This is a genomic window from Brevibacterium sp. LAARM2_SD2 (genome assembly GCF_057364785.1).
This window is the reverse complement of sequence record NZ_JBNFOM010000013.1, coordinates 65,619-86,593: the sequence shown is the minus strand read 5'-3', so window position 1 is coordinate 86,593 and position 20,975 is coordinate 65,619. Positions and strand designations below refer to the sequence as shown.

The window sequence follows — 20,975 nt, the reverse complement described above, 5'->3', positions numbered from 1 at the left end:
TCTGTTGTCCGCAGGGAACACCGATCCGGCTGTCGTAGGATGACCTCGGGTCGGCGACCACGAGTCAGGGACCCCGATCCACGAGACCGCGATCCACGAGATGAGGAGGGGCATGGGACGCACCCGGTCCGAGCTCTCCCGTCTGGCGAAGTTCACCGCCGTCGGGACGATCGCGTTCCTCGTCGACCTCGGCGTCTTCAACCTCATCCTCTTCACCACCGACATCGGCCCGCTCATCCCCAAGGTCGTGTCCGTGGCGGCGGCGACGACGGTGAGCTGGCTCGGCTCCCGGCACTGGACGTTCCGCGACGGCCGCACGAGCCGGCCCTGGCGCGAGGCGATCGGCTTCTTCCTCGTCAATCTCGCCGGGCTCGGCATCGCCGGCCTCTGCCTCATCGTCAGCCATTACGTCATGGGCTGGACCTCGCCGCTGGCCGACAACATCTCCGCCAACGTCGTCGGCGTGCTGCTCGGCAACATCTTCCGCTACATCATGTACAGCCGTGTGCTCTACCGCGTCCCCGGCACCGCCTCGCTGAGGCGGGCCATCGTCCCGACCGACGACAACGACGCGATCGACGACGACGACGCGACCGACGTCAACGCCGCGACCAACGACGGCGAGAGCGCCGGCGCCACCGTCCGCCGGGTCCCGCGGACAGGCGTCAGACGACGAGGAGCGGAATCTCGAGTTCGCGTGCCGTAGTCGCCCCGTGATGGCCGATGAGCGCGAGCGCCGAGGCTGACTCCGTCTCCGAATCGACGACGGCGAAGCCGTCGGTGCAGATGACGACGACGTCCCCGATGCGCCCGATGACCCGGGGATCGACGGGACCGAAGTAGTCGCGGCGCACCGCTTCGGCCTGCGGCAGCACGAGGGCCCGGTCCCCCAGCGTCTCCGTCCACGCCGCCGCGACATCGCCGGCGGCACCGGGCTGCGCGTAGAGGTGAAGGGCCCGCGGCTCCCCGCCGAGGTGGCGCAGACCGGCCTTGAGCTCGGGAGCGTCGACGAGGTCGAGGCGCGTGTCGTGGTCGATGTCGACCATCCCGTGGTCGGCGGTGACGATCATCGCGGCATCGTGCGGCAGGTCCTGGGCGAGCCGGGACAGGGCGAGGTCGATGCGTTCGAGCTCCTCGGTCCACTGCGCCGAGTTCGAGCCGTGGACGTGCCCGGTCTTGTCGAGGCCGCCCCAGTAGAGGTAGACGAGCCGGGTGCCCGGAGCCCGCACCTCGGCGAGGGCCTGCGCACACCGCTCCTCGAGCGTCTTCGACGCCCGGAACCGGCCCCCGCGCAGGGAAGCGCGGTTGAGCCCGCGTCCGGCGAACTTCGCCTCACCGAGGCTGACGACGTCGACGTCGGCGGTCTCGAGGCGTTCGAAGAGCGTGGCATCGGGCACCCAGGTCACGGGATGACGTCGAGATCCCAGGTCAGCTGGTTGAACACCGCGTCCTTCGCGGGATCGAGCAGCCGGTAGCCGACGACGCCGTGGGCCCCTGGCAGCCGCCCGGTGGCGAACGAGGACAGGGAGTTCGCCGTCGTCGACGGGAATCCCGTCGACACGGTCCGCCGCTGGCCGGCCAGGGACCGGAAGAAGGGGGTGTAGCCGCTGTCGCGGGACAGCAGCTGCTCACCGAGGCCGTCGATGAGGACGACGATCGCGGTGCGCACCTCGCGGTCGAACCCGAGGCGCTGCGCGCGCAGGGCCGCGGTGTCATCGAGCACGCCGCCGGCACCGAGGCTGAGCGCCGCGGCCGGGACGACATCGGAGAGGAGGGGATTGCCGTAGTCGGGAGGAGCGAGCAGGCTCGCGGTGGGGGCCTGGTCCGAGGGGAGGTCGGCCATCAGCGCCGCGACCGGAGGCGGGCGTGGAAGACGGCGGCGCGCAGGCGGTCGGCGAAGTCGGCGATGCGGTCGACGGCGGCCTGGCCTTCGGCTTCGGCGGAGACGCGGAGGAGGACATCCTCGGCGAAGATCGATCCCCCGTACCCGTGGTCGCCCATGCAGTCCGGGTCACCGCAGGTCTCGGGGAACGCCTCGATGCGCCGGGCAGCGCCCCACGACAGCGTCAGCGAGACCTCGACCGGGGCATCGCCCGGCGCATACGAGGCGGGGTCGGCGAAGGTGCGCCCGACCATGACGGTGCCGAGGCGCTCGAGTTCGATGTCCTCGCTGCTCGTCACCGCCCGCGCCTTGCCGCCGGGGGCGACGGCGGGATCATCGTCGACGTGGGCGAGGAGGAGTCGGGTCTCGGTGAGGACGAACGCCGTGACGTGCCGGTGGATCGATTCGATGTCGACGTGGGTGTCGATGTGGACGAAGTGGCTGAGCACCGGTTCGTCGTAGAGGGAGTCGGCGAGGATCCCCTCGGTGAGCTGCGGGTAGTAGCCGGCCGATTGGAGATCGCGGACGAGGACGTCGGGTAGAGACATGCCCTCCATTGTGCCGTACTCGCACACCCGATCCCAGCCGCGAACGCACCGGTCGGGCACCTATGCTTGGGGTATGGAAGACTATCCTGCCGCGTGGGAGGCCGACGTCGTTCTGCGCGACGGCGGCACCGCGCACCTGCGTCCGATCGTTCCCGACGACGCCGAGGCGCTGTCTCGGATGCACGAGGCGCAGTCGCCGGAGTCGATCTACCTCCGCTTCTTCGCGCCACTGCCCAAGCTGCCCAAACGCGATCTCGACCGCTTCGTCAACGTCGACCACCACGACCGGGTGGCGCTCGTCATGACGATCGGCGACGACATCATCGGGGTCGGCCGCTTCGACAAGATCTCCCCGGGCACCGCGGAGGTCGCGTTCAACATCGCCGACGCCCACCAGGGCCGCGGGATCGGCTCGATCCTCCTCGAGCACCTCGCCGCGGCCGCGCGCGAATCGGGCCTGCGCAAATTCACCGCCGAGGTGCTCCCCCAGAACCGCTCGATGCTCCAGGTCTTCCAGGCCGCCGGCTACGAGGTCAGCCGCGGCTTCGACGACGGGGTCGTGGCCGTGAGCTTCGACATCGACCCCACCGCGCGCTCGCTCGAGGTCCAGGCCACCCGCGAGCACCGCGCGGAGGCCAAGAGCGTGCGCACCGTCCTCCATCCCGCCTCGGTGGTCGTCATCGGCGCCAGCCGCAAGCGCAACTCCACGGGCAACCTCCTCATCCGCAACATCGTCTCCGCCGACTTCAAGGGCGAGCTGTGGGTCGTCCACCCCGAGGCCGACCAGGTCGCCGGGGTCCCGGCGTACCCGAGCCTCGGCGAGCTGCCGGGCACCGCTGACCTCGCCGTCATCGCCGTGCCCGCGGAATCCGTCACCGAGGTGGTCCAGGAGTGCGCCGCCCACGGCGCCAAGGGCGTGCTCGTCATCTCCTCGGGCTTCGCCGAGACCGGCCGCGCCGGTGCCGAACTCCAGCGCCAGGTCGTCGCGACCTCGCGGGCGTACGGCATGCGGCTCATCGGGCCGAACTCCTTCGGCATCGTCAACGAGGCCGAGGACGTCTCCCTCAACGCCTCACTCGCCCCGTTCCTCCCCGAACCGGGCACCCTCGGCCTCTTCAGCCAGTCCGGGGCCCTCGGCACGGCTCTGCTCGCGGCGGCGAAGACACGGGGCCTGGGCATCTCGACGTTCGTCTCCGCCGGCAACCGCGCCGACATGTCCGGCAACGACGTCCTCCAGTACTGGGAGGAGGATCCGGCGACGAAGACCGTCGGCCTCTACCTCGAATCGATCGGCAACCCGCGCAAGTTCTCCCGCATCGCCCGGCGCGTCTCCCGCGTCAAACCCGTCATCGTCGTCAAGTCCGATGTCACCGGCCGCGAGCTGCCGCCCGGCCACGTCGTGCGCACGTCCTCGCTCGCCCCGCACACCCTCGACCAGGTGCTCGGCCAGGCCGGGGTGATCAGGGCCGACACCGTCCACCAGCTCTTCGATCTCGCACAGGTGTTCTCGACCCAGCCGCTGCCGGCGGGGCGGCGGGTCGGCGTCATCGGGAACTCCGCGGCCCTGTCGACCCTCATCGTCCAGCGGGCCCGGGCCGAGGGGCTGAGCGTCGAGTCCGCGACCGTCTCCCTCCACCCCGAGGTCGATGCCGAGACCTTCGGCGAGAAGCTCGCCGCGATGTACGACCGGGACGACATCGATTCCGTCATCGTCAACTTCACGCCCTCGGCCGGAGCCGAGGAGAGCGAGATCGCCGCGGTGCTCGCCGAGACCGCCGCCCGGTCGTCGAAGACGACGGTGGCCTGCTTCCTCGGCATCCTCGGCGTCCAGGACGAGCTCACGAGCTTCCTCACCGACTCCGACGGCAAGCGCGTGACCCACACCGTGCCGAGCTATGTCGGCCCCGAGGACGCCGTGTGGGCGCTCGCGCGGGCGACGGACTACGCCCGGTGGCGCTCGGCCGATCACGGCAACTTCCTCGAGATCGAGGACCTCGACGACAAGGGCGTGCGCGACATCGTCGACGCCGCGCTCACCGATGCGCGGCCCGGCTGCCCCGTCGTCCTCGAGCGCGACCAGGCCAGGGCGCTGCTCGACTGCTACGGGATCGAGACGATGCCCTACATCACGGCCGCCTCGGTGGACGAGGGGCTCGCGGCGGCCGAGACGCTCGGCTACCCGGTCGCGCTCAAGGCGGTGACGAAGGCCCTGCGCCACCGCATGGAACTCGGCGGGGTGCGGCTCAACATCGACACCCCCGACGAACTCGTCGAGGACTTCACCGCCCTCCAGACCCTCATCGAATCGCTCGGCACCGACGAGGAGCCCCTCGTCGACGTCCAGGCGATGGCCCCGCCCGGGGTGCCGTGCGTGATCCGCGCCGGCGAGGACCGCCTGCTCGGGCCGATGCTCTCGTTCTCGCTGGCCGGGGACACGACCGAGCTCCTCGGCGATGTCGAGCACCGCGTCTCCCCGCTCACCGACAAGGACGCGGGAGAGATGATCCGCGCGATCAAATCCTCGCCGAGGCTGTTCGGCTACCGGGGTCTGCCCCCGGTCAACATCGATCCGCTCATCGACGTCCTCGAGCGCCTCTCCGTCCTCGTCGAGCGCCATCCGCAGATCCTCGACGTCGAGATGCACCCGATCGTCGCGACGGAGACCGACAGCTACATCCTCAGCGTGCGGATTTCGCTGCTGGCGGACGCGACGCGGATCGATACGACAAGGCGCCTGCTCAGCTGACCTTGCCGAGACGGACCTTTAACGGGACAGAACGCGTCGGACCTGCGAATTCGACCCGATAAGTGGGAACCGACTGGCAGTTTGGCGCGTCTTATACCAATTCCGGCACCGAACCTGTAGTGTCTGATTCCGTTCCTCCATGAATAGTTATCGTTTTGTGCCATTCAACGAGAAGGTGAAAACGTGACATGGCAGTGAGCAGTGTTCGTCCTTCACCGTCAGCAGGCACCCTTGATCGGGAACAGCCGCATGAGAGCGAGGCTGAGAGTATTGATTTCGCGTAAAGATGTCGTCACGGATTCCGCGATCGCCGTCGTCGCCGAACAGGGAGTCCGCGGACTCACCCATCGGGCCGTCGACGCGATGGCGGAGCTGCCGGTCGGTTCGACGTCCAACGTCTACCGCACCCGCGACGCCCTCATCACCGGGATCATGGAGAGGATCGGCGAACTCAACGCCCGTCGCCTCGAGCGACTCCTCGACACTGCAGGAAACGACGAGACCACCCAGCTCGATGCCGCGGTCAGCCTGTGCATGGAGCTGCTGACCACCGACCGCAGCCGCTTTTACACCTCGGTGATGCTCGGCCTCGATCCCGCGCTGCCGACCGAGGCCGTCGCCGCGAAGCAGGCGAACATGGACCAGGTCGACGCCTTCGTCGCCCAGCTCAGCGGCGTCGAGCCCGAGCTCGCGAAGCGGATCTCGAGTTCGGTGCTCGGCATGATGATTACCGAGCTGATCTCGGGCACCGCGAGCCGGGAGCGCGTCGAGAAGTTCATCAGCGAACTCGACAAGTGGCTGCGCGCCGAATTCGCCTCCGCCTGAGCTGAGGTCCGCCCCTCTGCCCTCGCCGCACCCGGGTCCGCCCGTCCGGCCGGCCTGTCATGGGCGGAATCCGACACGAACCGGCGGAGATGAGCCGGTGAACCCCGCGCGAACGCTAGAATCGACGGGTGCCGTCAGCGCTCGGCGGCGCAGCAGTGGTCCACGTGTCGAAGGAGTTCCATGACCGAAGGCAGAGTCATCGATGTCGACGTCTCGGCGGAGATGGAGAGTTCGTACCTCGAGTACGCCTACTCGGTCATCTACTCACGCGCACTGCCCGACGCCCGCGACGGACTCAAACCCGTGCAGCGGCGCATCGTCTACCAGATGGGCGACATGGGGCTGCGCCCCGACCGCGGCCATGTGAAGTCCTCGCGCATCGTCGGCGATGTCATGGGCAAGCTCCATCCCCACGGTGACACCGCGATCTACGACGCCCTCGTTCGGCTCAGCCAGGACTTCATCATGCGCGTCCCGCTCGTCGACGGTCACGGCAACTTCGGCACCCTCGACGACGGTCCCGCGGCCCCCCGCTACACCGAGGCGAGGCTGACGACGGCGTCGATGCAGATGATCGCCGGCCTCGACGAAGAGGTCGTCGACTTCGTCCCCAACTACGACAACACGCTCACCCAGCCCGAAGTCCTGCCGAGCGCGTTCCCCAACCTCCTCATCAACGGCGCCTCGGGCATCGCGGTGGGCATGGCGACGAACATGGCTCCGCACAATCCCGGCGAGGTCATCGCCGCGTGCTGCCACCTCATTCGCAACCCCGAGGCCGATCTCGCCGAGCTCATGCGCTTCATCCCGGGTCCCGATCTGCCCACGGGCGGGCGGATCATCGGACTCGACGGCGTCCGGGAGGCGTACGAGACGGGGCGCGGGACGTTCCGCACCCGTGCGACGGTCTCGATCGAGAACATCAACGCCCGGCGCAAGGGCATCGTCGTCACCGAGCTGCCCTATCTCGTCGGCCCGGAGAAGGTCGTCGCGAAGGTCAAGGACGCGGTCGGAGCGAAGAAGCTCACGGGAATCGCCTCGATCGACGACTACTCGGACCGGAAGAACGGTCTGCGGCTGGTCATCGGGATCAAGAACGGGTTCAACCCCGAGGCGGTGCTCGCCGAGCTCTACCGGCAGACGCCGCTCGAGGAGTCCTTCGGCATCAACAACGTGTGCCTCGTCGAGGGCCAGCCGCGCACCCTCGGGCTGCGCGACCTCCTCACCGTCTACCTCTCCCACCGCATCGACGTCGTGCGTCGGCGCACGGTGTTCCAGCTGCGCAAGGCCAAGGACCGCCTCCACCTCGTCGAGGGTCTGCTCATCGCGATCCTCGACATCGACGAGGTCATCCAGCTCATCCGCTCATCCGATGACGCCGCGACCGCGCGGACCCGGCTGATGGACGTCTTCGATCTCTCGGAGCTCCAGGCCACGTACATCCTCGACCTGCAGCTGCGGCGCCTGACGAAGTTCTCGCGCTCGAGCTCGAGGCCGAACGCGATGAGCTCAAGAACCGCATCGAGTACCTCGAGGGTCTGCTCGCCGATGAGGCGAAGCTGCGTGAGCTCGTCGCCACCGAACTCGATGCCACCGCTGAGATCATCGGCACCCCGCGCCGGACCGTGCTCATCGAGGGGGCGATGAAGGAGCTCACGGCCAAGGGCAAGAAGGCGCCGGAGAACCTCAAGATCGCCGACGCCCCGACCCGGGTCCTCCTCTCGACCTCGGGTCGCATCGCGCGGACCTCCGATGCCGCGGTGCTCGCCCGGTCGGGCAAGCGGGCCAGCCACGATGCGCTCGTCTCGGAGATCGTGACGACGACGCAGGGCCGGATCGGTGCGGTAACCTCGACCGGTCGGCTCCACATGGTCGATGTCGTCGACCTTCCGGCGCTGCCGCCAGGGGCGGCGCGACCCAATGTCGCCGGCGGGGTGAAGATCGCCGAGTACATGGCGCTGGAGAAGGCCGAGAAGGTCATCGGGCTCATCGACCTCGACCGCGAGTTCCTCCTCGGCACCGCCGAGGGCGTCGTCAAGCGGGTGTCGGTGGCCGGACGGCCGAACAAGTCCGATTGGGATGCGATCGCCCTCAAGGGCAAGGACGCCGTCATCGGCATCGCCCAGCCGCGCGACATCGATGCGTCGCGGGCCGTGTTCGTCACCTCGAACGCCCAGCTGCTCGCCTTCGACGCCTCGGGGCTGCGGGCGCAGGGCTGGAACGCCTCCGGCGTCGCCGGCATCAAACTCGCCGCCGAGGCGACGGCGATCTTCTTCGGCGCCGTCCCCGCCGAGCCCGATGAGGAGATGGCGCTGTCGGTCGTGACGATCGCCAGCGGCGAGAACTTCTACGGTGCCCCGTCGTCGTCGATCAAGGTCAGCGAGTTCGTCGAGTTCCCGACGAAGGGTCGGGCGACCGCCGGTGTGCGGGCCCACAAGTTCCTCAAGGGCGAGACCGAACTCTCGCTTGCGTGGGTCGGCGACTCGCCGCAGGCGGCGGCCTCCGCCGGCGGTGCGCGGACGCTGCCGACCGAGATGTCGAGGCGCGACGGCTCGGGCTCCCCGCTCGAGTCGAAGATCGATGTCATCGGCACGCTCCCCCGCCTCGGCGGTCCGGATGATGTCGCTTCCGCAGGTGGCGGGGATGCCGGCGTCGGTGATGCCGGTGCAGGTTCCGCTGACACCGCGGCGGATTCCGGAGCGGCACAGGCACCGGGCACGGGAGGCCTGGCGACGAGCTTCGACGGCTTCGACCTCGACCTCGACGACGCGCGGGAGGAGATCGCCCGCGCCCGCATCGACACCGACAACGGCGTCATCGTCTCCCACGACGAAGACGACGCTGACGACGATTCAGGCGACGACGGCGACTCCGCGCTCTTCTGAGTTCCAGGGCGCTCTGAGCGCTGATCACTACCCGCAGCGTCACGCACACCGCGCAGCTTCGCGAGAGGCACCCGGAGCTTCACGCACACCGTGCAGCTTCGCGAGAGGCACCCGCAGCTCGACACACTCCACGTGCACGGGTTGTTCATGGAGCTGCGCGTGCGGGGCGCGTGCGCCAATGGCGACGGCGCACGGCGGTAGTGAAAGCGCAACCACCGCGCGTGACGTGGACACCCGACCACCGCGCGTGACGTGGACACCCGAGCCCGGCGTGTGACGTGGACACCCGAGCGGGGCGCGTGACGTGGACACCTGAGCGCGGCGCGCTCTCAACTGCGGGCTCAAGCCTCGGAACTCAGGACCCGGAACTCAGCTCTCGTCGTCGAGGTCGAGCTTCATCCGTGCCGCGGTGCCGCGCAGCATCTGGCAGATGCCCGTCTCCCCGAGACCCTGCAAGGTGAGCGATCCGCGGGGTTCGAAGACGTAGGCGTCGGAGGTCGACAGCACGCGCGCGGTCTCCTCGTCGGTGAAGATCGTTCCGGGTTCGGCGACGGCCGTCAGCCGGGCGGCGAGGTTGACGCTCGATCCGAAGATGTCGCCGAGGCGGGAGAGCACCCTCCCCCACACGAACCCGACCCGCGCCTGGGGCAGATCGGCGGCCGCGGTCACGCGCTCCATGAGGGTCATCGCGATCTCGGCGCCGGCCATCGGGGTCTCGGCGGCGAAGAACACCTCGTCGCCGACGGTCTTGATGATCCGCCCGCCGCCGGTGGCGACGATGTTGTAGCAGATGCCCTGGAACTCCTGGACCATGTTCGCCAGCTGCCTCGGCTCGAGCTTCTGCGACAGCCGCGTGTACGAGACGAGGTCGATGAACCCGACCGCCCGCGCCAGCGGCATCGACGAGTCGTACCAGCCCTGCCGGTTGTCCATCGCGAGACCGTCGGACACGTTGACGTTGAGGCGGCCCATCACCTCGGCGAGGTTGCGCCGCCACGAGTAGACGAGCATCTTCTGCATCGGATCGATGAGATCCTCGATGACCTCGAGCGCCTCCCGCCGGGCCTCGGGCTCGCTCATGCCCTTCTCCTCGGTGAGGTACTCGACGAGCGTCTCCATCTGCCACACGACGAGGCGGTCCGTCGTCTGCCCGATCGCGCGCGCCAGCGACAGCGCCGTCTCCTGATCGATGAGCCCGTCGGCCACCGGCTTCGCCCACATCCGCAGCGCATGCGCATCGCTGACCGTGTACGCCTTGTCATGCTCATCGGTCTGCGACATCCCGAGCGCCCGCCACATCTTCCGCGCCGAGACCGTCGAGATGCCGCCGAGCTTCGCCGCTTCACGACGATCGAGCACGCGCTTCCCGTCGAGGAGGATCTCCTCGAGGCGTTCGGCGGCGCTGCGGGTCTCGTAGATCGGATCGTCGTCGGTGTCCTCGTCGACGATGCTCAGCGCCGAGGTGCGCGGATCCTCGTGCAGGCCACCGAAGAAGTCGGACGACTTCGGCTTCCCGGTCGGATGTGCGGTCGTGTTCGACTCGGAGGCGTCGTCGTCTTCGCCAGACTCCGCTGACCGGATGACCGGCATCACCGAGGTGGCCGGCAGTTCGGCATCGGCCGTGGCCTGGGGTGAGCGCCCGTGATCGTGGTCCTCTGCCGCGGCCCGGTGCGCGGGCTCGTCAGCGTCGGCGGCTTGTGCCGAAGCGTCCTGTGCCGTGACATGGAGTGAGGATACGTCGTCATCGTCGCCCGTAGCCGTGGCCCCGTGCGCGGGCTCGTCAGCGTCGCCATCGGTGTTCGGTGCCGTGGCACGTGGTGCGGAGTTGTCAGCGTCGGCAGCTGATGCCGGCGCGACCGGGGCCGGCGTCGAATCACCGATCGAGGTCGCCGGTGCGGAGTCAGCGGTCGTGGCCGCGGGGGTGACCGGTTCGGGGGCGGGTGTGACCGGTTCCGGCGCGACCTCAGGTTTCGGGGGCGCCGATGCGGCCGGGGTCGGGGATTCCGACGTCGGAGAGGCTTCGGTCGCCGATGACTGTGCGGCACTAGCTTCGACCGCTGCAGTGTCGGTTCCGGTCTGCCGGCTCGGATCGGTCGACACAGGAGTAGCTGCAGACGAGGCCGTCCCGGCAGCTGACGGCGCGTCAGCCGACAGTGTCTGTGTGCGATCCTCGCTCACGGTGTCGAGAGACGCGTCGCGTTCCGCAGACGGTGCGGCACTCGGTTCGCCCGCTGCAGGGTCGGTTCCGGTCGGCCGGCTCGGATCGGTCGACGCAGGAGGCGCGGTGCCGCGGCTGTCAGCAGCGCCCGTGTCCTGGCGACGAGACGGGTCAGCGGCGTGCGAGTCACCCTTGGGTCGGGTGCCGGATGCCTGCGCAGAACCATCCTCGGGTCGAGTGCCGGTGGCCTCAGGTCGGGTGCCGGTGGGTGGCACAGACCCGTCCGCGCGGCCGTCCCCGCGCACGTGCGCGCCGCTGCTCGCCCGCACCACGGGGCGCGACTCCGGGTCGCGTTCGACGATGCCGCCCGTCCGGTCCCGACGAGCCGAGCCGTCACCGGTCATCGCTGCGTCGTCCCACTGTCGGGCGGGGTCGCACTCGCCGCACTGTCCGAGGCACTCGCGGCCCCTGCGTCCGAACCGGCCCCGCCATCCGAACCATTCCCGCTCGCCGAACCGGCCCCCTCGGCCGGTGCGGCCGGGCGCAGATGGTGGACGTCGCCGGCGCTCACGGAGACCGCATCGTCGATGACGAGGTCACCCGTCGCGTCGAGGCCGGTGGCCTCGCCGACGAGGAAGCTGCCGTCGGGTCGTTCGACCTTGACCCGCGTGCCCAGCGTCACCATTCCCGCGCGCACTCTCGCGGCGAACGGACTGCGACCGAAGTCCTCTCCATACTCTGCCAACTCCCTCAGGCCGGGAACAAGTGTGCCGAGAATCGACAGTAGCAACCGTTCATGATCGATCTCTGAACCCGCGACGCCGAGCTCGATCGCCAGTGAGCTCGCGTCCTCCCGCGGCAGGTCCGCAGGCTCGAGGCGCGTGTTCGTCCCCATCCCGAGGACGATGCGCGGACCCTCCGGCGTCGTCTCGATGCGGGCGAGGATCCCGCACAGCTTCCTACCCTCGGCGGTGAGCACATCGTTGGGCCACTTGAGCACGGCGGGCACCCCCGCCTCGGCGATCGCCGCGCGCACCGCCTCTCCGGTGATGAGCGGAATCCAGCCCCACGTGCGCACGGGCGTCGTCGGGGCCAGGAGGATCGAGAACGTCAGCGAGCGGCGCGGCGGCACGGTCCACGTGCGCCCGAGTCGGCCGTGGCCCGCACTCTGGAAATCGGTGCCGAGGATCGTCAGCTCCGCCAGCTCCGCAGCGGGGGCGTCCCCGGCGAGGCCACGGACGACACCTGAGGAGGCGGTCGCCTCGGCGGGATGGTGGACCAGGGCCGCGAGCGCATCGTTCGTCGACGGGCACGACTCGTCCCAGATGACGAGCGGAAGGTCGATTCCGATGGCCTCCGCACGGGCGCGGAGCGATTCGACATCGACGAGGAAGGGCGCGTGTTGGCTGGTCACCAGACCACTCTAGATTCTTTTGGTGGGAGTGCACAATGAACTCGGCTCCCCTCGATAGGGTGGGAGCATGACGGAAACTCCACGCACCACCGCCGATCGCATCGACGCCTTCCTGACGCGTCGCGAGGCGGCCCACACCGGCAACGAGAAGTCGGTGGAGAACCAGCACAAGCGCGGCAAGCAGACGGCCAGGGAACGCATCGACCAGCTCCTCGACGAGGGCTCGTTCCAGGAGATCGACGAATTCGCCCGGCACCACAACACCCAGTTCGGGATGGAGAAGAACCGTCCCGACGGCGACGGCGTGGTGTGCGGTCTGGGCACGATCGACGGGAAGACCGTGGCCGTGTTCGCGCACGACTTCACCGTGCTCGGCGGGTCACTCGCCGAGGCGAACGGCCGGAAGATCGTCAAGGTCCAGAAGCTCGCGCTCAAGCTCGGCTGCCCGATCATCGGCATCAACGACTCCGGCGGCGCCCGCATCCAGGAGGGCGTGGGATCGATCGCGCTGTTCGCCGAGATCTTCCGCCTCAACGTCGCCTCCTCGGGCGTCATCCCCCAGATCTCGCTCATCATGGGACCCTCGGCCGGCGGTGCGGTCTACTCCCCCGCCCTCACCGATGTCACGATCATGGTCGACAAGACCAGCCACATGTACATCACCGGTCCCGACGTCATCAAGACCGTCACCGGTGAGGAGGTCGGCCACGAGGAGCTCGGCGGCGGGCGGACGAACAACACCGTCTCCGGCAACGCCCACTACCTCGCCAGCGACGAGGAGGACGCCCTCAACTACGTCCGCGACCTCCTCTCCTTCCTCCCGCAGAACAACCTCGACCCGGCCGACGCCGACGTCTTCGAGTCCGACCTCGAGCTCACGCCTGAGGACGAGGCGCTCGACACCCTCATGCCGGACTCGCCCTCGCAGCCCTACGACATCCTCGACGTCGTCACCACCGTGCTCGACGACGGCGAATTCCTCCAGGTCTCCGAGCTCTTCGCCCCGAACGTCGTCACCGGCTTCGGCCGTGTCGAAGGGGTGAGCGTCGGCGTCATCGCCAACCAGCCCATGCAGCTGGCCGGCACCCTCGACATCGACGCCTCGGAGAAGGCGGCCCGGTTCGTCCGCCTCTGCGACGCGTTCAACCTGCCGATCCTCACCTTCGTCGACGTGCCGGGATTCCTCCCGGGCACCGACCAGGAGCTCGGCGGCATCATCCGCCGCGGGGCCAAGCTCATCTACGCCTACGGCGAGGCGACGGTTCCGCTCATCACGCTCATCACCCGCAAGGCCTACGGCGGCGCGTACTGCGTCATGGGGTCGAAGCAGCTCGGCGCCGACATCAACCTCGCGTGGCCGTCGGCGCAGATCGCGGTCATGGGCGCCCAGGGCGCGGCGAACATCGTCTACCGCCGCAGGCTCAAGGCCGCCGAGGAAGCTGGTGAGGACGTCGACGCACTCCGCGCCGACCTCATCCAGGACTACGAGGACGCCCTGCTCAACCCGTACCTCGCGGCCGAGGAGGGCTACATCGACGCCGTCATCAAGCCGAGCGAGACCCGCAACCGGATCGTCCGCGCACTGCGTGCCCTGAAGAACAAGCACGTCGACGCGCCGGCGCGCAAGCACGGTAACATCCCCCTATGAGCACGGATGCGCAGTCAGATCCCCGGAGCGCCGAGGCGGTCGGAGCCGACCCGGCGGCGACGGCCCAGGCGGGCGCGTCTGCGAGCGTGCCCTCGATCGAGGATCGCGCGCAGGTGCGCGCCGACGACGGCCAGCCGGTGAGCGACGAGATGGCCAGTGCCGCCGCGGTGGCCGCTGTCGTCGCGATCCGCCAGGTCGCCCTCGCCTATGCCGCTCACCAGGCCGAAGCCCTCGCCGAGGTGGAGACGAAGAAGCACGACCGCGCGGGCTTCAACGCTCCGCGCCGCAACGTCCGCAGGCGTCTCCCGCAGACGTGGACGCAGCCACTCGGCCGCTGAGCGCTGCCGCCTGGCGCTGAGCGCTGTCGTCTGACGCCACTGAGCACTCGCTGATAACCGCCCTCTGCGCCGCACGATTGTTCGGCGCGGAGGGCGTCACTGTTCTGCGCGGAGGGCGTCGTCAGCCGTCGTCGAAGATCGTGCGCAGTTCGTCGAAGAGGTCGTGGATGATCGGCGCCGGATCGCCCTCGACGCGACGCAGACGCACGAAGGTCGCCTTGATTGCCATCATCGCGAGCGCCGCGAGCACCTCGGCCTTCGGTGAGACCGGCGGTCCGTCGTCGACCGTGCACCGGCCGACGGCACCCGGATTCTGCCCACAGCCCGACCCCTCGGCGGCACCGACCCTGTCGAGCCGTCGCTGGATCATCTCGCGGAAGAGGCGTTCGTTCTCGCCCATCCGCGACATCTGCGCCTGCATGAGCGCCGGCTCCTGCTTGAGGATCTGATGGTACTGGTGGCGCTCCTCCCGGTGACTGAGCCGAGTGCGCACGATGCCGGCGAGCAGCCGCTCGAGGTCCTCGAGCAGCCGGCCCGTCGGTCCCCCGGCTTCGAACACGGCGATCGCGGTTCGTCCTCGTCGTCGAAGACCGTGTCGGCCCGCCCGAGGAGAGCCTCCTCCTTGCTCGCGAAGTAGTTGAAGAAGGTCCGCCGGGAGACCCCGCAGCGCTCGCAGATGTCCTCGATCGTGATGGTCGAGAACCCCTTCTCCAAGGTCAGTTCGATCGCGGCACGACGCAGTGCGCGCTGGCGTTCGCGCTTCTTCCGCTCGCGCAGGCCCTCCTTCGGGGCAGCGCCTTCCTGCGGAGTAGCTCCCTCCCGCGGGGACATCCCCTCCTTCGGGGCGACGGAGTCCTCTCCGGAGTCGACGTGCGCAGGGCTGTCGGTGATCGCCATATCCTCATTCTCCCACTTCGCGCGGCACACCCTCAGGCACCCGGCTCACACGGACACCGGGGTCTCACGCAGGACCCGGGTCCCACACTGCCGACCGGGTCTCACGCCGGCGCTTGCACACGCACCCGGGTCCGCGGGTCCGCGGTGGGGTCTAGTACCCGAGCTTCGCATTCGCAAGGACGGGCAGCGCCTCGGCGGCCTCATCGGCGAGTCCGAGGTCGAGGTCGACGATCTCGAGGGCCTCCTGGCCGCCGAGGGCGACGATGACGTGCCCGAACGGATCGGACACGAGACTGTGCCCGACTCCCGTCGGTCCTTTCGGGGGCACGGCCACGCCGCTGACCTGCGGATCGGCCTGTCCGACGGCGACGACGAACATGTTCGAGTCGACCGCCCGCGCCCGGGCCAGCAGCTCCCACTGCTCGACCTTCCCCGGCCCCGCACCCCACGATGCGGAGACGATGGCCAGCCGCGCGCCTCGGCGGCTGAGTTCGGCGAAGAGCTTGGGGAAGCGGATGTCGTAGCAGATGGCGATGCCGACGTCCTCTCCGCTCAGGGCGACGAGCGCCGGGTCCTCGCCTGCCTCGACGGTGTCGGACTCCTTGAACCCGAACGCGTCGTAGAGGTGGATCTTCGCGTACTCGGTGCGCGTCCCGTCCGGGGCGTAGACGGCGAGGAGGTTGACGACCTTGCCGGCGGAGACTGCGAACTCCCCGACGACGATCGCCGTGTCGGTGTCGGCGGCGAGCAGGGTGAGCGCCTCGCGCCACCCCTCGGATTCGCGTTCGGCGATCTCCCGCAGACCCGACCCGAACGCCGACATCGTCGCCTCGGGGAAGATGACGACCTCGGCACCGGCGGCAGCGGCCCGACCCGTGTAGTCGCGCACCTTCTCGAGGTTGCCGGCGACATCGGTGGTCGTGTTGATCTGGGCGAGTCCGAGCTTCATCCTCATCCTCCGTGGGCAGTCGGTGACGTGCTCTCAGGCTACTCGGATCACCCGCCGAGGTCACCCGACGAATTCGCGTCCCGGCCGGCCACCGCGTCCGCGACCGTGGACGACGAGGTAGACGAGCATCGAGACGACGACGAGACCGGCGCACAGCAGGAACATCCCGCTGCCCCCGGTGATCGGCATGAGCGCGCCGAGGATGATCGGACCGATCCCCGAGCCCGCGTCGAGGAGGAGGAAGAACGAGGCCGTGGCCACCGGGACCCGGGACATCGGCACGGACTTCACGGTGATCGTCTGCGCGCTCGGCATGAGGGAGCCGAAGCCGAAGCCGATGAGGATGCCGGCGATGACGATGCCCGCCGTCGTCGGCCACAGCGCGAGGAGGACGTTGCCGAGGGCGTTGAGGATGAGCACGGGGTAGATGACGACGTTGTCGCCGTAGGCGTCCTGGATCCGCCCGATGAAGAGGCGGGCGACGAGGGAGGCCGCGGCGTAGGCGATGAAGAAGAGGGACGCGGCGCCGGGCACGCCGTTGTCGGCGGCGTAGCCGGCGAGGAAGACGAGGGCCGCAGCGAACGCGACACCGGCGATGAGCATGATGAGCCCGATGCGCAGTCCGTCCCGATCGACCATCGTGCGCGGATGGAGATGCCATTTCGTGTCCCGCTGGGCCTGAGTGAGCTCCTGCTTCGGCAGGTCGAGGAAGAAGCAGAGGACGAGGGAGATGGCCGACATGACCGCCGAGGCGATGAAGAGGACGGTGAAGTCGAATTCGGCGGGCAGGAGCACGCCGAGGTAGGGCCCGAGCGCCGTCGACAGGGTCGTCGCGGTGCCGAAGTAGCCGGTGCCCTCGCCGCGCCGCGAGGCCGGGATGACCGACTGGATGGCCGTCATGATCGCCGTGTTCCCCGCCCCGAAGGCGATGCCGTGAATGAGGCGGATGACGATGAGGAGGGTGAGGGTGTCGGCGGCGATGTAGGCGAGGGAGGCGAGGACGAAGACGGCCATCGAGATGACGAGCAGGGTGCGGCGGCCGATGAAGTCGAGGTACTTGCCGGTGAGGATGCGGGCGACGACGGCGCCGACGATGAAGCTCGAAGAGGCGAAGCCGGCTGCGGCCTGACCGGCGGAGAAGCGCGCGACCGCGTATCCGGCCATCGAGGTCATGAGCAGGTAGAAGACCATGGACATCGTGAGATTGAGGCCGATGCCCACGATGAAGTCCTTGGTCCACAGCTGTGCTCTTGCCACGTTCTCTTCTCTCGATTCACGGTTGTCCGGCGGTCGGGCTCAACCAGGGTATAGCTTCAGCGAATTCCCAGACGGCGCATTCCAGCCCGTGGCCGTGTGCCTCTCCTCATAGGCTGTCGGCCCGGTCACGGGGTGTGTCCGGCCTCATATATGGTGAGGTCATGACTGAGAAGAGAACCCCGTCGGCCGTTGACGCCGTCGCCGAAGAGTACGTCGATCGCTCCCTCGCCCTCTCCCCCTCGCTCGCCCTCTACCTGGGGATCGACGGGGCGAAAGGCTTCGACGACTTCTCCCCCGCCGGGCTCGCCGCCCACCACGAGCTCACCGTCGAGACGCTGGCCAAGCTCGACGAGGTCGAGGCGAGCGCCGACCTCGACGACATCGATCGGGTGACGATCGACGCGATGCGCGACCGCCTCGGCGTCGACCGGGACCTCTACGACGCCGGCTTCATACATGCCAGCCTCAATGTCATCGCCTCCCCCGTCCAGGACATGCGCGACATCTTCGACCTCATGCCCACGGCCACCGTCGCCGACTGGGAGACCGTCGACGAGACGCTCGCGGCGATTCCGGCCTCGGTGACCGGGTACGAGGAGTCGCTGGCTCTGGCCAAGGACCGCGGGCAGGTCGCCGCGCGCATCCAGATCGAGAAGGTCATCGACCAGGTGCAGGCGATCGCCGGGGACGAGTCCCCGTATCTCACCGTCATCGCCGGGGCCGACGACGTCGCCGAGGTGCCCCAGACCCTGCGCGATGATCTGGCCTCCCACGCCGAAGCGGCCCGCACCGCATTCGCCGGACTCGCCGATTTCCTCGCCTCCGAGCTCCTCCCGGTCGCCCCGGAGAACGAGGCGGCCGGCCGGGCCGCGTACGCCCTGCATTCGCGGGACTTCCTCGGCGCCGAGATCGACTTCGACGAGACGTATGCGTGGGGTCTGGCCGAACTCGAGCGCATCGACGCCGAGCAGCGGCGCGTCGCCGAGCAGATCATGCCCGGCGTCGACCTCTTCGACGTCATGAAGGCCCTCGACAAGGACCCCGAGCGGATGCTCGTCGGCAAGGAGGCCCTGCGCGAGTGGATGCAGGGAGTCGCCGACGAGGCGATCGCCGAACTCGGGAAGACCCACTTCGACATCCCCGAACCCGTGCGCACGATCGAGTGCATGATCGCGCCCTCGTCGACCGGCGGGATCTACTACACGGGCCCGACCGACGACTTCTCGCGGCCGGGACGGATGTGGTGGTCGGTGCCCGAGGGGGTCACCGAGTTCGCGACGTGGCAGGAGAAGACGACCGTCTACCACGAGGGAGTGCCCGGTCATCACCTCCAGGTGGGGCAGGCGACGTACGTCTCCGACACCCTCAACCGCTGGCGCCGGCTCATGTGCTGGGTCTCCGGGCACGGCGAGGGCTGGGCGCTCTACGCGGAGAAGCTCATGGCCGACCTCGGCTACCTCGACGACCCGGCCGACTACCTCGGGATGCTCGACTCGCAGCGTCTGCGGGCGGCCCGCGTCGTCCTCGACATCGGCTTCCACCTCGGTCTCGAGGCCCCCGAGAGCCTCGGCGGGGGCACGTGGGATCGGGAGAAGGCCTGGCAGTTCCTCACCGACAACGTCGCGATGGACCGCAGCTTCCTCGCGTTCGAACTCGACCGCTACCTCGGCTGGCCGGGGCAGGCGCCGAGCTACAAGATCGGCCAGCGCCTGTGGGAGCAGTTCCGCGACGAGGCGGCCGCCGAGGCGGGCGAGGACTTCGACCTCAAGGCCTTCCATTCGAAGGCGCTGGGTCTCGGATCCGTCGGTCTCGACACCCTCGGCCGGGCGATGCGGCGCTGAGGTCACGGCCCCGCCTGTCCGGCATCGGGTGCCCACCGTCCGCGCGACGGTGGGCACCCGTGTCCGTGCCCCGCGAAGTGAGAGAATGAGCGCGTGAAGAACAACGACACCCCCCGGTCGGAGACGCTGCGGGTCACCGAGGTGCTGCGCGGTGAGATCATCGACGGTCAGCGGGCGCCGGGCAGCCGCCTCGTCGAACGCAACCTCGCCTCCGAGCTCGGGGTGAGCCGGGTCCCGATCCGGGAGGCGCTCAAGCAGCTCGCGTCCGAAGGGCTCGTGACGCACCGGCCGAACACGTGGGCGACGGTGCGCGAGTTCTCTCCCAGCGATGTCGCCGACCTCGCCGAGGTGCGGCAGGCCTTCGATCTCCTCTCCTTCGAACTCGCCGCTCAGCGTCACACCCGCGAGGGGCTGGAGCGGCTCGAGGCGACGATGACGGCCGGTCGCCGCCAGGCCGAGGCCGGAGACGCCGTGGGGGCGCATCGGTCCGCCGCGGACTTCCACGCCATCGTCACCGAGCTCTCGGGCAACCGGCTCCTCGTCGAGGTCGGCGAGCTCCTCGATTCGCGGATGCGGTGGCAGCTGAGCCAGCATGACGAGCTCGACGTCGTCGCAGCTGAGCATGCCGAGCTCTTCGATGCCATCGCCCACCGCGACCTCGAACGGGTGCGCGCGCTGGCCGCCCACCATCTCGACACGAGCCGGCAGCAGCACGACAAGCACCGCGAACGTCTCGCGCACGAACCGCAGGAGATCTCCGACCCCGGCGGGGCCGCGGATTCGGACTGACCGGGCCTCAGGAGGCCCGGGTGACGGGGTCGTGCCGCGTCACGGTCTGCGGGTCCGACGGGGACGCTCCCGCTGCCGCGGCGAAGGGCCAGCCGTCGAGGCGCTTCGGGCGGGCCGGGGCGTACGTGCGCACCTTCGACGTCGTCAGCCCCAAGCCGACGAGCGCCTCGGCGAGCCTGACCGCGGCGGCCACGCCGTCGACGACGGGCACCGCGCAGCGGCCGACGATCGTCTCGGTGAGGTCGGCCATCCCGCCGCAGCCGAGGACGATGACCTCGGCACGATCGGTCTCGACGGCCTCGGCGGCCGCCTCGGCGATCGCGGCCACTGCCCGATCGGGATGGGCCTCGAGGTCGAGCACGGGCATCCCCGACGCCCGCACGGACGTGCAGTGCCGGTCGAGTCCGGCGAGCAGCAGGCGGTCCTCGATGAGGGGAACGGTGCGGTCGAGGGTGGTGACGACGGCGTACCGGCGCCCGAGCATCATCGCCAGCTGCGCCCCCGCCTCGGTGATGTCGACGACGGGGACGTCGAGGAGCTCCTGGAGGCCCTCACGTCCGTGCTCGCCGTACCCGGCCTGGATGACGGCGTCGTAGTCCCCGGCATAGCCGAGCACGGCATCCATGACGCCGAGCGCGGCGAGATGGCTCTCGACGTTGCCTTCGCAGGATTCGGCGCCGAAGGTCGGCGTGAGACCGATGATCTCGGTGCCCGCCGAGGCGGCCTCGCTGGCCGCCCGGGCGATGCCGGCGGTCATCGCCGCAGTGGTGTTGACGTTGACGACGAGGATTCTCATGG

Annotated in this window: 16 protein-coding genes and 2 pseudogenes; 8 read left to right on the top strand and 10 right to left on the bottom strand. The window is 69.3% G+C overall.

Annotated features, from left to right (window positions below; genetic code table 11):
* The first annotated feature begins 112 nt into the window (after nucleotides 1-112).
* On the top strand, nucleotides 113-706 hold the full coding sequence (locus tag AC2W7K_RS10145) for a GtrA family protein (protein WP_198498372.1): 594 nt from the start codon (nucleotides 113-115) through the stop codon (nucleotides 704-706).
* On the opposite strand, the gene AC2W7K_RS10140 is transcribed toward AC2W7K_RS10145, so the two are convergent.
* The 3 genes from AC2W7K_RS10140 to AC2W7K_RS10130 are packed head-to-tail and all read right to left on the bottom strand — an operon-like array spanning nucleotide 666 to nucleotide 2,430.
* On the bottom strand, nucleotides 666-1,406 hold the full coding sequence (locus AC2W7K_RS10140; protein WP_486006101.1) for an alkaline phosphatase family protein: 741 nt from the start codon (nucleotides 1,404-1,406) through the stop codon (nucleotides 666-668). The two genes, AC2W7K_RS10145 and AC2W7K_RS10140, sit on opposite strands and share 41 nt — an antisense overlap.
* Nucleotides 1,403-1,843, bottom strand: a complete 441-nt coding sequence (locus tag AC2W7K_RS10135; RefSeq protein ID WP_486006100.1) for an alkaline phosphatase family protein — start codon at nucleotides 1,841-1,843, stop codon at nucleotides 1,403-1,405. The genes AC2W7K_RS10140 and AC2W7K_RS10135 overlap by 4 nt, the downstream gene beginning before the upstream one ends.
* Complete coding sequence (locus AC2W7K_RS10130) at nucleotides 1,843-2,430, bottom strand: DUF5998 family protein (RefSeq protein ID WP_137824148.1); 588 nt, start codon at nucleotides 2,428-2,430, stop codon at nucleotides 1,843-1,845. Before AC2W7K_RS10130 ends, AC2W7K_RS10135 begins: the two co-directional genes overlap by 1 nt.
* 73 nt (nucleotides 2,431-2,503) lie before the next feature.
* Between AC2W7K_RS10130 and AC2W7K_RS10125 the strand changes: the two genes are divergently transcribed.
* From AC2W7K_RS10125 to AC2W7K_RS10115, 3 genes and pseudogenes are all read left to right on the top strand, one after another.
* Nucleotides 2,504-5,176: a bifunctional acetate--CoA ligase family protein/GNAT family N-acetyltransferase gene (locus tag AC2W7K_RS10125; protein WP_198498370.1), complete on the top strand. Its 2,673-nt coding sequence runs from the start codon at nucleotides 2,504-2,506 to the stop codon at nucleotides 5,174-5,176.
* Nucleotides 5,177-5,446: 270 nt separating this feature from the next.
* Nucleotides 5,447-6,001: a TetR/AcrR family transcriptional regulator gene (locus AC2W7K_RS10120; protein ID WP_198498369.1), complete on the top strand. Its 555-nt coding sequence runs from the start codon at nucleotides 5,447-5,449 to the stop codon at nucleotides 5,999-6,001.
* 180 nt (nucleotides 6,002-6,181) lie between these two features.
* Nucleotides 6,182-8,886, top strand: a pseudogene (locus tag AC2W7K_RS10115) (DNA gyrase/topoisomerase IV subunit A).
* Nucleotides 8,887-9,255: 369 nt separating this feature from the next.
* Here AC2W7K_RS10115 and AC2W7K_RS10110 read toward each other — a convergent pair.
* Both AC2W7K_RS10110 and AC2W7K_RS10105 read right to left on the bottom strand, forming a co-directional pair.
* Entirely contained in the window at nucleotides 9,256-10,476 is a 1,221-nt protein-coding gene (locus AC2W7K_RS10110) for an adenylate/guanylate cyclase domain-containing protein (RefSeq protein ID WP_486006099.1), read from the bottom strand.
* A 968-nt stretch (nucleotides 10,477-11,444) separates the two neighbouring features.
* Nucleotides 11,445-12,458: a biotin--[acetyl-CoA-carboxylase] ligase gene (locus AC2W7K_RS10105; RefSeq protein ID WP_198498367.1), complete on the bottom strand. Its 1,014-nt coding sequence runs from the start codon at nucleotides 12,456-12,458 to the stop codon at nucleotides 11,445-11,447.
* 67 nt (nucleotides 12,459-12,525) lie between these two features.
* Between AC2W7K_RS10105 and AC2W7K_RS10100 the strand changes: the two genes are divergently transcribed.
* Nucleotides 12,526-14,106, top strand: coding sequence for an acyl-CoA carboxylase subunit beta (locus AC2W7K_RS10100; protein WP_198498366.1), 1,581 nt, complete (start codon nucleotides 12,526-12,528; stop codon nucleotides 14,104-14,106).
* A complete protein-coding gene (locus AC2W7K_RS10095) occupies nucleotides 14,103-14,444 on the top strand; it encodes a hypothetical protein (protein ID WP_232623547.1) in 342 nt (113 codons plus the stop codon). The genes AC2W7K_RS10100 and AC2W7K_RS10095 overlap by 4 nt, the downstream gene beginning before the upstream one ends.
* 121 nt (nucleotides 14,445-14,565) lie before the next feature.
* On the opposite strand, the gene AC2W7K_RS10090 is transcribed toward AC2W7K_RS10095, so the two are convergent.
* The 4 genes and pseudogenes from AC2W7K_RS10090 to AC2W7K_RS10075 all read right to left on the bottom strand — a co-directional run bounded on the left by AC2W7K_RS10090 (nucleotide 14,566) and on the right by AC2W7K_RS10075 (nucleotide 17,547).
* On the bottom strand, nucleotides 14,566-15,003 hold the full coding sequence (locus AC2W7K_RS10090) for a hypothetical protein (protein ID WP_486006107.1): 438 nt from the start codon (nucleotides 15,001-15,003) through the stop codon (nucleotides 14,566-14,568).
* Between the two features lie 113 nt (nucleotides 15,004-15,116).
* Nucleotides 15,117-15,275, bottom strand: a pseudogene (locus AC2W7K_RS10085) (hypothetical protein); the annotation flags it as partial.
* A gap of 217 nt (nucleotides 15,276-15,492) precedes the next feature.
* Entirely contained in the window at nucleotides 15,493-16,290 is a 798-nt protein-coding gene (locus tag AC2W7K_RS10080; RefSeq protein WP_198498365.1) for a carbon-nitrogen hydrolase family protein, read from the bottom strand.
* A 60-nt stretch (nucleotides 16,291-16,350) separates the two neighbouring features.
* Entirely contained in the window at nucleotides 16,351-17,547 is a 1,197-nt protein-coding gene (locus tag AC2W7K_RS10075; RefSeq protein ID WP_198498364.1) for an MFS transporter, read from the bottom strand.
* Between the two features lie 161 nt (nucleotides 17,548-17,708).
* On the opposite strand from AC2W7K_RS10075, the gene AC2W7K_RS10070 reads away from it, so the two are divergent.
* The gene (locus AC2W7K_RS10070; protein ID WP_198498363.1) at nucleotides 17,709-19,388 is read left to right on the top strand and encodes a DUF885 domain-containing protein; all 1,680 of its coding nucleotides are present in this window, start codon (nucleotides 17,709-17,711) and stop codon (nucleotides 19,386-19,388) included.
* A 93-nt stretch (nucleotides 19,389-19,481) separates the two neighbouring features.
* A complete protein-coding gene (locus AC2W7K_RS10065; protein WP_198498362.1) occupies nucleotides 19,482-20,177 on the top strand; it encodes a GntR family transcriptional regulator in 696 nt (231 codons plus the stop codon).
* Between the two features lie 7 nt (nucleotides 20,178-20,184).
* Here AC2W7K_RS10065 and AC2W7K_RS10060 read toward each other — a convergent pair whose 3' ends face one another.
* Nucleotides 20,185-20,973, bottom strand: a complete 789-nt coding sequence (locus AC2W7K_RS10060) for an aspartate/glutamate racemase family protein (protein ID WP_198498361.1) — start codon at nucleotides 20,971-20,973, stop codon at nucleotides 20,185-20,187.
* Nucleotides 20,974-20,975: the final 2 nt, after the last annotated feature.